This window comes from Oligella ureolytica DSM 18253, from assembly GCF_000373745.1.
In the GTDB taxonomy this organism is placed as follows: Bacteria; Pseudomonadota; Gammaproteobacteria; order Burkholderiales; family Burkholderiaceae_B; genus Oligella; species Oligella ureolytica.
This window is the reverse complement of the sequence record NZ_KB892297.1, coordinates 25,691-37,816: the sequence shown is the minus strand read 5'-3', so window position 1 is coordinate 37,816 and position 12,126 is coordinate 25,691. Positions and strand designations below refer to the sequence as shown.

Here is a 12,126-nt window from a genome sequence, read left to right as displayed (position 1 = left end):
CTGCCTTGATGAGCAAGACGTCAGGAGCATGGCACGATGCATAAAGTTGGATTTGGATTGCGCTGAAATTTGCCGCGTCGCGGCCAGTTATATGGCTAGAGGCAGTGAGTTTGCTCAGGCTATTTGCCGTCTTTGTGCAGAGGTTTGCCAAGCTTGCGCGGAAGAATGCGCCAAACATCAAATGAATCACTGCCAGCGTTGTGCCGAGGAATGCAGACGCATGGCACAGATGGCTTGAATAGCGCGACAGCAGAAACGCTGACCCCGAAGTGACATAAACGGAGTCAATCAAAGGCCAGCCGTGCGCCGATTGCGACTGGCCCTTCTTTCTATGCTTTCAGCGTGGGGCTGTAGCCTGCCTCGCGAATAGCTTGCTCGATCGCGTCGGCGTCGAAGTTGCCTTCCACACGTACAACGCGCCCAGAGAGGTTGGTCGTTATAGTAGCTTCGGGTGCGACGTTTTGAGCAGCCGCCGTAATCGTACTCACACAGTGCCCGCAGGTCATATCGCTTACTTCAAACTCAAGCATTGTCGTTCCTTGTTTGTCGTTGAACATGACATCAGCATAAACCTTCCCAGCATGGCAAGGTCAACACCCGGCAGTTAGCGTTAGAAATGACAAAGATGTAATACCGATGTAATCTCCCTGACAGCGGCAAAGCTCTAAAATAGATTCGTGGTTAAGTTTTTGATTCAACATTACGAACGTAACAGCAAGGAGAATCGACAATGAGATGCGATATGAAAACAATGTTGAAAGCCGGACTTGGTCTGGCTGCAGTGGCGATCGTAGGCTATGCGACCTTTCCTGCTGCCCGTGAGCTGATTTTGGCAATAAGTCCGTTCCTGTTTCTCTTACTGTGTCCGCTGATGATGTTTTTAATGATGAAAAGCATGCACTCGCACCACACGGATAACGGGATAAATAAAAGTGAGCCGATACCAATCCCGGAAGCAGTTAGAGTCGCTGAAAGTCCACGCTCTATGGATCACTCAACCGGTGGACCCAATCACTGAAAAGCGACAGCTGGCCTCCTACAGCCAACGATGAGGCTGCATCGCGCTGTCTCGGGTAGCAGCAAAGTCTGATAATTATATTGATTATGCAACAACGTTAGCGGAGATTGATCCAATGGCAATAGCCACAAAAAAAACGGGAATGGTTATCTTGATTGGTGTCCTGGTGCTTGGTGTCGGCGTGTTCGTGTATAAATCCTTCACGGACTCAGGGCCAGCATTCATTGATCCCTCTGATCAAGCGCTTGTGATCCAAGGCAAAGAAATTTACACCAACAACTGTGCCTCTTGCCATGGCGCAGAACTCCAAGGACAACCTGATTGGCGGACACGTCTGGCCAGCGGACGCCTGCCTGCGCCACCCCACGACAAGACCGGCCACACCTGGCATCATCCTGATGCCATGCTGTTCGATATGGTCAAAAACGGACTGGTACCGGGGAAAACAGCTCCGCCGCGTTACGAAAGCGATATGCCAGCCTATGGTGGTATCTTGACCGATGACGAAATTGTGGCCGTACTTGCTTATATTAAGAGCAGTTGGCCACCAAAGGTATTGCAGGCGCAAAAAGAAACCACCTTGCAATATCAGAGTCGAAGATAGGCGACCGCAGTCGGACGCTTTCTTAACCAGTATTCAAACACTATTTTTGGAGTTGATATCATGAAATTATGGCTAGCAGCAATCGCAATGACGGCCGCTTCTTCTTTTGTCCATGCCGCCGACAAAGCTATGACGGTCTATCAGGATCCCAATTGTGGATGCTGTGGCGCGTGGGTGGAATATATGCAGAATGCTGGCTTCGAGGTGACAGCGATCAAAACGACCGATATCGTGTCAATCAAGAAAGAACTGGGTGTACCCATGGAGCTAAGTTCGTGCCATACCGGTGTGTTGACCAGCACAGGACAGCTTGTTGAAGGACACGTACCAGCCAATGTCGTGCATAAGCTCCATGCCGATGCTTCGGTAAAAGGTGTTGCTGCACCAGGCATGCCACTGAACGCGCCCGGGATGGGCGAGCTTGACGGCAATTTGATCACCATCGATTTTAACGGTAAGCCCTTTTCCCGCGACTAGTAGCTGTGTTTTTTATTCGCCTCGGCGTGAAAACGCCCATACTCGCGTACAGGGCGGCATTCGAAGTTCTCTCTTGGAAAGGTTTTTATAATGATACAGAATAAGCTTGAACAAGCCCACCATCATCACGTAGAGCCGTCGAACTCTGGTTCACAACTTACTGATCCGGTGTGCGGCATGAACGTAACGGAAGACTCCGCACATCAATTTGAACGTGACGGAGAAGCCTTCTATTTCTGCAGCACGAAGTGCTTGGAAACGTTCAAACATGATCCAGAAAAGTTCCTCGCGGCAAAGGAAACGGGCGGTGTCGTCGTCGAGGAAGCCGCTGCCGGAACAATTTACACCTGTCCGATGCATCCCGAGATTCGTCAGGATCATCCGGGCAGCTGTCCTAAATGTGGTATGGCGCTTGAACCGTTGATGCCAACCCTGGAGGATGACAATCCCGAACTGAAAGATTTCTCGCGGCGGTTTTGGTGGACCCTGCCCTTTACCGTCGTGGTGACCGTTCTTGCCATGTTCGGCCCCCAGCTTGGCTGGTTCGACATCAGAACGCAAACATGGATCGAACTCGTATTGTCGATTCCAGTGGTGCTCTGGGCAGGGCAGCCCTTCTTCGTACGTGGCTGGCAATCTGTCATCAACCGCAGCCCCAATATGTGGACCCTCATTGGCCTTGGCACTGGCGCGGCATTTATCTATAGCACCCTCGCGACTGTGGCGCCGGGCATATTTCCCGACACGTTTATGTCTATGGGGCGCGTGGATGTTTACTTCGAGGCGGCCGTGGTCATCATTTCCCTGACACTGCTCGGTCAAGTCCTTGAGTTGCGTGCTCGATCAGAAACTTCTGCCGCGATCAGGTCATTGCTCGGTCTGGCACCCAAAACGGCGCGTCGTATCAACGCTGACGGAACAGAAGAGGACGTCCCACTAACACATGTCCATGAAGGAGACCGTTTGCGTGTCCGTCCTGGGGAAAAAGTACCGGTTGATGGCGTTGTGGAAGAAGGCGCCAGTTCCCTGGATGAGTCCATGCTCACCGGCGAGCCCGTACCCGTCAGTAAAGGACCGGGCGACAAAGTGATCGGCGCGACGATGAATACGTCCGGCGCACTGGTCATCCGTGCCGAAAAAGTGGGCTCGGCAACAGTACTGTCGCAAATTGTTCAGCTCGTAGCGCAAGCACAGCGTTCACGTGCGCCCATGCAACGCATGGCAGATTTAGTGGCAGGTTATTTCGTGATGGCGGTCGTCGTGATTGCTATCATCACCGTGTTTGTCTGGGGCTTCTTTGGTCCGCAGCCAAGCTGGGTCTACGGCTTGATCAATGCCGTCGCGGTACTCATCATTGCGTGCCCTTGTGCGTTGGGGTTGGCCACACCAATGTCTGTCATGGTCGCAACAGGCCGCGGTGCCACGCAGGGCGTATTGTTTCGCGATGCGGCGGCGATCGAAAATCTGCGCAAAGTCGACACGCTCATCGTGGATAAAACGGGTACCTTGACAGAGGGCCGGCCTGCCTTCGAGGAAGCCGTATCGGCTGGAACACTAGACGCCAGTGAGGTGCTGCGCCTTGCGGCGAGCCTGGACCAGGGAAGTGAACACCCCTTGGCCGACGCGATCGTTAGCGCCGCGCGCGAACAAGGCTTGAGCCTAAGTCCTGTCGATGATTTTGAATCGGGCAGCGGCATTGGCGTTCGTGGTCAGGTCGATGGCAAGTTTCTGGTGCTGGGCAACACAGCGCTCATGCAGCATGAAAACGTGGATGTCGTAACGTTGACCGATACCGCGGAAAACTTTCGGTCTCGGGGCGCCAGTGTGATGTACTTGGCAATTGACGGGCAGTTGGCAGGCTTGTTAGCCGTGTCCGATCCCATCAAACACAGTACGCCCGAAGCGATGAAGACACTCAGGGACGCCGGGATACGCGTCATCATGGCCACTGGCGATGGCGTAACAACTGCGCACGCCGTCGCGCGACGCCTGGGTATCGACGAAGTGTATGGTGAAGTAAAACCGGCCGATAAGCTTGACCTTGTCAGCAAATTTCAGGCAGAAGGACGAATTGTTGCGATGGCGGGCGACGGTATTAACGATGCGCCTGCATTGGCCAAAGCCGATGTAGGTATTGCCATGGGAACCGGAACCGATGTCGCCATGAGCAGCGCACAGATTACGCTGGTGAAAGGCGACTTGCGCGGTATTTCTACGGCCCAGAACCTATCCAACAAAACCGTTGCGAATATGAAGCAAAACCTGGGCTTCGCGTTCATCTACAACGCCTTGGGCGTGCCGCTCGCTGCCGGTGTGCTGTATCCATTTGCCGGTCTTCTGCTTTCGCCAATGTTTGCTGCGCTGGCTATGAGCTTAAGTTCCGCATCCGTGGTCTTTAATGCGCTTCGACTTCGCAACTCGGTTGTGGGCAGACAATAAAGTCTTAAACTGAACAAAATAGATCTAAACTATGACAATAAAATCTTAAACTAGACAAAATAGTTGTAAACTGAAATCAGTCCAGTTATGCTGTGAAAAAGCATACTGGACTTTTATTATGGCTAAAGCAAACTCTTCATTTTCTGAAGTACAAATTGCCCGTCGTAGTAAAGAGGGGCGTGGCCAAGGGCATGGTAAGGACTGTATTCCATGGCTAACAGTACAAGAAGTCCCTTCATCAGGTCGTTCCCACCGTATTTATTCTTATAAAACGGGACGAGTTCATCATTTGCTCTCTGATTTAGAACTTGCTGTTTTTCTCAGTCTAGACGAGCCTAAAAAAGTATTGGCGGCAGCTAGTTAACTCATTTATTTAAAGAAAGAGTCTGATTTTATAGATCAGGTTTTTTGTACCCATTGACATTGAAGCTACCCCATTCTTAACACAGCCCGAAAGTAGAATGTGCTCTCAGCCTGTAGTTAACAGGACTTAAGCGTTCCAACGACTCATGAGGTCTTTCGGTATTATAAATGGTTATCCACTCTTNNGTATACCAACGAACCTGCTCTAGTGTACTGAAGAGGTGCATATTCAACACTTCTTCGCGATAGGTTCGATTAAATCGCTCGATATAGGCATTCTGGTAAGGGCAACCAGGTTCAATAAAATCAATCATAATGCCGTGTCGTTCTGCCCATTGCATAAAAATCTGTGACGTAAATGTAATGACCCAGTAAAAACCTGCTCAGGTCTTAATTTGATATTATGGAGAAAATTTGACCATGAGTACAGAGATGAAGTCAGAGAATCGTCGTTGGACAGCCAAGCGTAAAAGTGCGTTAGTTTTAGATATTTTTAAAGGTAAAACCACCGTTTCGGAAGCAAGTCGGGCCTATGATTTATCCCCTTCCGAGATTGAAGGATGGATTGAGGAAGCGACCGGGGGTATGGAGAATGCCCTACGAGCTAAACCTCACGATATTCGAGAGCAATATGAGCGTAAGGTGAANGATCTACAAGAAGCCTATGGTGAGGCGATGTTGGAGATACGNGCCAGAAAAAAGTTGCAATCCCTGTTGGACGAGGAAGAGAAATGATTGAAGCCATCCAGCAGGGATTAAAAGAGGATGGCTATGAGGTATCCATTGCAAAGCTGTGCCGCTGGTTTGGCGTCCCACGACGGACTTTCTACTATAAACCCATCAAGAAAGCGATACCTAAGCTCCAAGAGCGTTTGGAGAGCCCTATTAAACAGCTGATTGAGGAGAACCGTTCCTACGGCTATCGAACGGTGGCAGCCCTTCTTAGGTTTAATAAGAACACAGTACAGCGTATCTTTCAACTTAAAGGTTGGCAGGTTAGGAAGTGTTCAGTCGGCTTTAGGCCGCGTGTTGAGGTGAGTCCATCGAAGGCAGCGTCCCTGAATGAACGATGGGCAACAGACCTTTGTCGTGTGTGGACCAGTCGCGATGGCTGGGCAAGCTTAGCGCTCGTGATTGACTGCCATAACCGAGAGCTGATCGGATGGCACTTGTCTCGAAATGGCCGTGCACAGATGGCAAGCAGTGCATTAGAGTAAGCGTTAATTAATCGTTTTGGGACATTAGGACGGGTAACAAGACCCCTCACATTACGTTCAGATAACGGCTTAATCTTTACCTCTAAGCTCGATACCTCCTTGGTTAGGAGCTACGGGTTACAACAGGAATTTATCATGCCACACTGCCCTCAACAGAATGGAATGATTGAACGTTTTATTCGTACGCTCAAAGAGCAATGTGTACATCGGCAGCGTTTTGAGAGCATACAACATGCTAATCGCGTGTTAGCGGACTAGATCGGGTTTTACAACCATCAACGCCCACACCAGTCCTTGGGCATGAAGTCACCCGTTGAAGTCAGAGAGGCTTTAGCGGCATAAGGTGAGCAGAAAGTGCTGGGTCATTACAGCAGGAATGACCCACTGCTTTTTATCCCAGTCTATTTCATTCCAAGTTGCCTTTATTAGATCGCTGGTTCGGACGAACGTGTGCATCATTAATTTAATAGCTAAGACAGTAATCTCATTCCCATAGTAGTTGTTAATATCAGCAATTAATTTAGGCAACTCTCTTTCAGTAATTCTTGAATAGTTTCGTTTTTTTCGTTTTGGAATAATGTCACGAGGGAATATTTCACTGGTTGGATTAAATGGAATATATTCTTGGATGTATGCATAACGCATTATTTGATTGCATGTTTGCAAAGTTCGTTTAGCGATGTCATAAACACCTTTTTCAACTAGGACATTGATAAGTGACTTGAAGTGAGAGGGCTTTAATTCGGTAATTGAAATGTGGCCTATAACTGGAAAAACATTATTGTTAAGTCGAGTCCAAGTATTTAATTGGTATTTTTCATTTTTCCCTTCGCGCCATTTTTGGTACCATTCTTCAGCGACATTGTGAAAGTCCTGTTTAAGTGCTTGTTGTTTTTCTTTCTTTGACTGTGAAGGGTCAGTGCCAAGTTGTAGTTGACTCTGCGCTTCCATATGTTTTTGACGAGCGAGAGCTAATGAGACTTTAGGAAAAACACCATAAGATAGGGTTTTTCTCTTTGAGTCGAACTGATAGTCATAGCGCCAATATTTTGATCCGTTGGGGTGGACATATAAATACAACCCTCTACCATCAGACACTTTATATGGTTTAGGGAGTATTTCAAGGCTATTGATTTCTTTGACGGTAAGCATAATTTTAAATCACGGTATAAATTTAAAAAAAGAGTTCTTAAATAAAATATACCGTGATTTATACCGTCTTTCAAATCGTGCTACTTAACATATTTAAGCAACGTAAGGGGCTATCTTAAATGCAAAAATCCCCGCTAAGTCTTTGTTTTAGCGGGGATTTTATATGTTTCTAAGCAACTTTAACGTTGCTTGTATAAATTCTTTGGCGGGAACGGAGGGATTCGAACCCTCGATACAGGTTTAAGCCCGTATGCTTCCTTAGCAGGGAAGTACCTTCAGCCTCTCGGTCACGTTCCCAAAGAATTAATAATTATATAGTTAAATTTTAATATTCGCCAGTCTTTGGGCAGGAATATTCAAAATTATTCAGCAGTTGTTGTATCTTCACCTAAATCAAAGGCCTGGTGCAAGGTACGTACTGCTAATTCCATATATTTGTCCTCAATCAGTACAGAGGTTTTGATTTCGCTCGTGCTGATCATTTGGATATTTACACCTTCTTTGGCGAGGGTGCTAAACATCTTACTGGCAACTCCGGCGTGCGAGTGCATACCGATACCGACGATAGATACTTTACAGACCTTATCATCCGTAATGACTTCACGGGCGTCGATGTTTTTTAAGACAACGTTATTAATGACATCAATTGCATCTTTATAGCCTGCGCGATTGACAGTAAATGAGAAGTCGGTTGTGCCATCGACAGATTGGTTTTGAATAATCATGTCAACGTCAATGTTGGCATCAGCAATTGGGCCAAGGATACCAAAGGCAATGCCGGGACGGTCAGGTACACCGAGAATAGTTATTTTTGCTTCATCACGACTAAATGCAATACCTGAAACAACAGCAGCTTCCATACTTGGATCTTCCTCAATAGTAATTAGGGTGCCCGACATAATTTCTTCTTCTACCGGAATGTCAGGATCGGTTAATGATGATAAAACCCGTAGTGGTACTTTGTACTTACCGGCAAATTCAACCGCACGGATTTGCAAAACTTTAGAACCGAGAGAGGCCATTTCAAGCATTTCTTCAAAAGAAATAACACTCATGCGGCGTGCGTCAGGGACTACGCGAGGGTCGGTTGTGTAGACACCATCAACATCGGTAAAAATCAAGCACTGGTCAGCACCAATGGCAGCGGCGATGGCGACAGCGGAGGTGTCAGATCCTCCACGGCCCAATGTGGTGATATGACCTTCCGGGTCAATACCTTGGAAGCCGGTGACGATAATAACTTTTCCGGCATCTAAATCAGTTTTGATCCGGGTGCCGTCAATATCCTTGATGCGGGCTTTGGTAAAAGCGCTATCTGTTTTGACTGGGACCTGCCAACCGGTGTAACTGCGAGCACTGATTCCTTCAGCTTGTAAAGCAATGGCGAGTAGGGCGCTACTGGCTTGTTCGCCAGTCGCTGCTAGCATATCAAGTTCACGGGGATCCGGACGTTCAGATAGATCGCTTGCTAAACCTAAAAGGCGGTTGGTCTCACCGGCCGTGGCTGAAGGAACTACAACCACTTGATGTCCTGCCCTGTGCCACTTTGCGACGCGCTTAGCTACATTTTGAATGCGTTCGACTGAACCCATGGAGGTGCCGCCGAACTTTTGTACGATTAGGGACATTTTTATTATGAAAAGTGTTAAGGGAAATAGTTAATCTTACCTTAAAAACAGCTATTTAAATGTTTTTTTTGTGAAAATATCACAATCTGGTGGGCTCTTTCATTTGTTCATGATGCTTTGATTGCTTTTCTCATCAAAAGTAAATTTTACTATTGGGTAAACCCTAAAAAGTCTCACAAGTGACGATGATTTAACATTTAAGAGAGTATGTTTAGGAGATAATATTTTTTATTAATTTAAAACAACCATTCTCGGAGACAAATATGCGTATCGGTTTTATTGGTTTAGGCAATATGGGTGGTCCTATGGCCTTAAATCTTGCCAAAGCAGGTCATGAATTAACCGTATTTGATTTATCAGAAGAAGCGATGACTAGTTTGCAGGAGCAGGCGCAAATCACCGTTGCGGCGTCACCAATTGAGGTTGCAGCGGCAGGTCAGGAGGTTATCGTGACGATGCTGCCGGCCGCGGCTCATGCTAAGTCGGTGTATTTGGGTGATGATGGTGTCGGCGGTATTCTTGGCGCAGCGGCCAAAGGTACGGTGATGATTGATTCATCAACCATTGATCCGGCCAGTGCGCGTGATATTGCTGAGGTTGCACAATCCAATGGCATGGTGATGCTTGATGCCCCAGTATCGGGAGGTACGGTTGGTGCAAAAAATGCGACCTTAACCTTTATGGTAGGCGGCACGGAAGAGGGCTTTGAAAAAGCAAAACCGATTTTACAAGCGATGGGTAAAAATATTGTTTATTGTGGTGGCCATGGTAATGGTCAAGTTGCTAAAGTGGCAAATAACATGTTGCTCGGAATTAGCATGGTCGGCGTGGCTGAGGCGATGAATCTCGGCGTTAAGCTGGGCATGGATGCCAATATCTTAGCTGGTATTATTAATACCTCCTCCGGTCGCTGTTGGAGTTCTGATGTCAATAACCCTTGGCCCGGAGTGATTGAGACAGCGCCTGCAGGACGTGATTATCAGGGTGGCTTTTTTACTGACTTGATGTTAAAGGACATGGGATTAGCATTAGAAGCTGCGACGCAAAGCGGGTGTGCGGTAGAGATGGGTGAGTTAGCTCATGCGCTGTACAAGGAGTCGAGTCAGGCAGGTAATGGTCGCTTAGACTTTTCTTCCATCTTAAAGCTGATTCAAACAAGACAGGAGGGTTAGATGTTCAATACAACGTTAAGTGAAGACCATATCATGATGCGTGATATGGCGCGCGATTTTGCTCAAAATGAGATCGCTCCCAAAGCACTTGAGTGGGAAGCCGCCGCTTGGCTTGGCGATGATGTCATTAAGCAAATGGGTGAGTTGGGCTTCTTGGGTATGGTGGTGCCGGAGGAGTACGGTGGTAGTTATAGTGACTATATTGCTTACGCCCTTGTGATTGAGGAGATTGCCGCAGCAGATGCCGCGATGGCGACGATGATGAGCGTACATAGCTCAGTAGGTTGCGGTACGATTCTAAATAGCGGTAATGAGCAGCAAAAGCAGGAATGGCTACCGCGTATGTGTAGTGGTGAGATTATTGGCGCTTTTTGTCTTACCGAACCTCAAGCAGGCTCAGAGGCTCATAATCTTAAAACCCGTGCGACACGTGAGGGTGATAAATGGCTACTAAATGGTAGCAAGCAGTTCGTCACCAACGGTAAGCGTGCAGGCGTGGCCAATGTGTTTGCAGTCACGGTTCCCGGTCAAGGTAAGCGCGGAATTAGTGCGTTTATTGTGCCGACCGATAATCCGGGTTATCAGGTGACGCGCGTTGAGGATAAGCTTGGAATTAAGGCATCCGATACCTGTGCAGTAAGCTTGGACAATTGTGAGTTATCTTCTGATATGTTGCTGGGTGAAGAGGGCAAAGGTTTATCCATTGCACTTGCTAATTTAGAAAATGGCCGTATTGGGATTGCTGCACAGGCCGTTGGTATTGCTCGAGCAGCGCTTGAAGCGGCCATCCAATACGCCAATGAGCGTGAGCAATTTGGTAAGCCATTAACTCAGCATCCAAGCATTGCCGATAAATTAGCCAATATGACGGTGATGGTTAACGCGGCCCGCTTATTAACGCTTAATGCCGCGAGTATGAAGACTCAGGGCCTACCTTGTTTGTCGGAAGCGTCACAGGCAAAATTATATGCCTCAGAAATTGCTGAAAAGGTCTGTAGCGAAGCGATTCAAATACATGGCGGCTACGGATTTTTATCTGATTATCTGGTCCAGAAGTATTATCGCGATGCGCGTATTACTCAAATTTATGAGGGGACGAGTGAAATTCAGCGTTTGATTATTGCTCGTGGACTATAGGCTATAGGCGATGGCCTACGCAACGCATCAACCACAAAAACGCGTCGCTTCGACTTGAAGGACGCGTTTTGTTCAGCTAAGTCTATTATGCAGGTGCTAGGCGACTTGCTTTTGTAGCTCTTGCTGGAGCTCTTGTTTAAGCTCTTCAGTGATGCTTAATTGGCGAGCCAGTTCATCTAAATAGCTACGTTCCATAAAGTTTGGCTCAGTTAGGACGGCTAAACTCAAAGCGTATACTTGGCTAGCCATTGCCGGAGAGTCGACATACTTACTGACCTCACTAGGATCAACGGGTCCGTTAAATAAGCGGCCCATCCAAGCCCTTTCTTCTGCGGTAGCGACGTGTTGAGTTTGCTCTTCAATAAAAGCTTGCTCTTCTGCATCAACATGGCCATCGGCACGGGCAGCTAAAATAATCGCTGCAATGAGCGCGCGACTGCTTTGCTCTTGAGTTGCCTCATCTAATTGCCTGATGTCTTGACCTTCTGCTGTATTGGCAAACCAAGGGCCAGCGTGTGCGATGTCTACAGCGTTTTGCTGCTGTGATTGCCAACGCTGATAGGCACGAAAAGCAACCGTACCCAAGGCAGCTAAACCGCCCATTTGCACCAGATCGCTATCATTGCGGCGACCTAGTAGGACGGCAAGCGCACCGGCGCCAAGAGCCATTTGATCATTTTTAGAGAGGATTTTTGAGCCGGACTGAGAGCTGCCGGTGTCTTCGCGACCAAAGTTATCTTTGATTTGACCTAGGATATTGCCTGCAATACCACCTAAGCTGCCACCCAGGCCACCGCCTAAATTGCCTAAGCCTCCCTGATTGCCGCTATTTCCGCTATTGGAGGTGTTACTACCTATATTACCTAAGATGCGTTGAAGAATATTAATGGCACTCATGGAGGCTCCTTTAATTGCTTGT

15 protein-coding genes, 1 tRNA gene and 1 pseudogene are annotated in these 12,126 nt (G+C 47.9%); 11 read left to right on the top strand and 6 right to left on the bottom strand.

Annotation, left to right across the window (positions count from 1 at the left end; translation table 11 throughout):
* A partial coding sequence (locus B092_RS15040; protein ID WP_018574356.1) for a four-helix bundle copper-binding protein occupies positions 1–238 on the top strand: 238 nt, incomplete at its 5' end.
* 91 nt (positions 239–329) lie between these two features.
* On the opposite strand, the gene B092_RS0106035 is transcribed toward B092_RS15040, so the two are convergent.
* Entirely contained in the window at positions 330–557 is a 228-nt protein-coding gene (locus B092_RS0106035; RefSeq protein ID WP_232244228.1) for a heavy-metal-associated domain-containing protein, read from the bottom strand.
* A 185-nt stretch (positions 558–742) separates the two neighbouring features.
* Here B092_RS0106035 and B092_RS13810 point away from each other — a divergent pair, with 185 nt between their 5' ends.
* From B092_RS13810 to B092_RS0106010, 5 genes are all read left to right on the top strand, one after another.
* The gene (locus B092_RS13810) at positions 743–1,018 is read left to right on the top strand and encodes a DUF2933 domain-containing protein (protein WP_160115305.1); all 276 of its coding nucleotides are present in this window, start codon (positions 743–745) and stop codon (positions 1,016–1,018) included.
* A 115-nt stretch (positions 1,019–1,133) separates the two neighbouring features.
* Positions 1,134–1,622: a c-type cytochrome gene (locus tag B092_RS0106025; RefSeq protein WP_018574353.1), complete on the top strand. Its 489-nt coding sequence runs from the start codon at positions 1,134–1,136 to the stop codon at positions 1,620–1,622.
* 60 nt (positions 1,623–1,682) lie between these two features.
* The gene (locus tag B092_RS0106020; RefSeq protein ID WP_018574352.1) at positions 1,683–2,099 is read left to right on the top strand and encodes a DUF411 domain-containing protein; all 417 of its coding nucleotides are present in this window, start codon (positions 1,683–1,685) and stop codon (positions 2,097–2,099) included.
* Positions 2,100–2,189: 90 nt separating this feature from the next.
* Complete coding sequence (locus tag B092_RS0106015) at positions 2,190–4,538, top strand: heavy metal translocating P-type ATPase (RefSeq protein ID WP_083907474.1); 2,349 nt, start codon at positions 2,190–2,192, stop codon at positions 4,536–4,538.
* 118 nt (positions 4,539–4,656) lie between these two features.
* Positions 4,657–4,902, top strand: a complete 246-nt coding sequence (locus tag B092_RS0106010) for a hypothetical protein (RefSeq protein ID WP_018574350.1) — start codon at positions 4,657–4,659, stop codon at positions 4,900–4,902.
* A gap of 76 nt (positions 4,903–4,978) precedes the next feature.
* On the opposite strand, the pseudogene B092_RS15035 reads toward B092_RS0106010, so the two are convergent.
* A pseudogene (locus B092_RS15035) lies at positions 4,979–5,239 on the bottom strand (integrase core domain-containing protein); the annotation flags it as partial.
* 76 nt (positions 5,240–5,315) lie between these two features.
* Here B092_RS15035 and B092_RS0106005 point away from each other — a divergent pair.
* The 3 genes from B092_RS0106005 to B092_RS16015 all read left to right on the top strand — a co-directional run bounded on the left by B092_RS0106005 (position 5,316) and on the right by B092_RS16015 (position 6,376).
* Positions 5,316–5,636: a DUF1153 domain-containing protein gene (locus B092_RS0106005; RefSeq protein ID WP_280513160.1), complete on the top strand. Its 321-nt coding sequence runs from the start codon at positions 5,316–5,318 to the stop codon at positions 5,634–5,636.
* Entirely contained in the window at positions 5,633–6,118 is a 486-nt protein-coding gene (locus tag B092_RS15845) for a helix-turn-helix domain-containing protein (protein WP_018574348.1), read from the top strand. Before B092_RS0106005 ends, B092_RS15845 begins: the two co-directional genes overlap by 4 nt.
* A gap of 99 nt (positions 6,119–6,217) precedes the next feature.
* Complete coding sequence (locus B092_RS16015) at positions 6,218–6,376, top strand: integrase core domain-containing protein (RefSeq protein WP_255313342.1); 159 nt, start codon at positions 6,218–6,220, stop codon at positions 6,374–6,376.
* 72 nt (positions 6,377–6,448) lie between these two features.
* Here B092_RS16015 and B092_RS13800 read toward each other — a convergent pair whose 3' ends face one another.
* The 3 genes from B092_RS13800 to B092_RS0105985 all read right to left on the bottom strand — a co-directional run bounded on the left by B092_RS13800 (position 6,449) and on the right by B092_RS0105985 (position 8,898).
* The gene (locus tag B092_RS13800) at positions 6,449–7,270 is read right to left on the bottom strand and encodes a tyrosine-type recombinase/integrase (RefSeq protein ID WP_018574347.1); all 822 of its coding nucleotides are present in this window, start codon (positions 7,268–7,270) and stop codon (positions 6,449–6,451) included.
* Between the two features lie 203 nt (positions 7,271–7,473).
* Positions 7,474–7,567: transfer RNA gene (locus B092_RS0105990), tRNA-Ser, on the bottom strand.
* A 65-nt stretch (positions 7,568–7,632) separates the two neighbouring features.
* A complete protein-coding gene (locus B092_RS0105985; protein WP_026253638.1) occupies positions 7,633–8,898 on the bottom strand; it encodes an aspartate kinase in 1,266 nt (421 codons plus the stop codon).
* A gap of 263 nt (positions 8,899–9,161) precedes the next feature.
* Here B092_RS0105985 and mmsB point away from each other — a divergent pair, with 263 nt between their 5' ends.
* Entirely contained in the window at positions 9,162–10,070 is a 909-nt protein-coding gene (gene mmsB / locus B092_RS0105980; RefSeq protein ID WP_018574345.1) for a 3-hydroxyisobutyrate dehydrogenase, read from the top strand.
* On the top strand, positions 10,071–11,207 hold the full coding sequence (locus B092_RS0105975) for an acyl-CoA dehydrogenase family protein (protein ID WP_018574344.1): 1,137 nt from the start codon (positions 10,071–10,073) through the stop codon (positions 11,205–11,207).
* A gap of 96 nt (positions 11,208–11,303) precedes the next feature.
* Here the strand turns inward: B092_RS0105975 and B092_RS0105970 are convergent, their stop codons facing one another.
* A complete protein-coding gene (locus tag B092_RS0105970) occupies positions 11,304–12,104 on the bottom strand; it encodes a tellurite resistance TerB family protein (protein ID WP_018574343.1) in 801 nt (266 codons plus the stop codon).
* Between the last annotated feature and the right edge of the window lie 22 nt (positions 12,105–12,126).

Coding starts and splice junctions, on each gene's coding strand:
- B092_RS0106035 (WP_232244228.1), bottom strand. CDS start 557: ATGTTCAACGACAAACAAGGAACGACAATGCTTGAGTTTGAAGTAAGC.
- B092_RS13810 (WP_160115305.1), top strand. CDS start 743: ATGAAAACAATGTTGAAAGCCGGACTTGGTCTGGCTGCAGTGGCGATC.
- B092_RS0106025 (WP_018574353.1), top strand. CDS start 1,134: ATGGCAATAGCCACAAAAAAAACGGGAATGGTTATCTTGATTGGTGTC.
- B092_RS0106020 (WP_018574352.1), top strand. CDS start 1,683: ATGAAATTATGGCTAGCAGCAATCGCAATGACGGCCGCTTCTTCTTTT.
- B092_RS0106015 (WP_083907474.1), top strand. CDS start 2,190: ATGATACAGAATAAGCTTGAACAAGCCCACCATCATCACGTAGAGCCG.
- B092_RS0106010 (WP_018574350.1), top strand. CDS start 4,657: ATGGCTAAAGCAAACTCTTCATTTTCTGAAGTACAAATTGCCCGTCGT.
- B092_RS15845 (WP_018574348.1), top strand. CDS start 5,633: ATGATTGAAGCCATCCAGCAGGGATTAAAAGAGGATGGCTATGAGGTA.
- B092_RS13800 (WP_018574347.1), bottom strand. CDS start 7,270: ATGCTTACCGTCAAAGAAATCAATAGCCTTGAAATACTCCCTAAACCA.
- B092_RS0105985 (WP_026253638.1), bottom strand. CDS start 8,898: ATGTCCCTAATCGTACAAAAGTTCGGCGGCACCTCCATGGGTTCAGTC.
- mmsB (WP_018574345.1), top strand. CDS start 9,162: ATGCGTATCGGTTTTATTGGTTTAGGCAATATGGGTGGTCCTATGGCC.
- B092_RS0105975 (WP_018574344.1), top strand. CDS start 10,071: ATGTTCAATACAACGTTAAGTGAAGACCATATCATGATGCGTGATATG.
- B092_RS0105970 (WP_018574343.1), bottom strand. CDS start 12,104: ATGAGTGCCATTAATATTCTTCAACGCATCTTAGGTAATATAGGTAGT.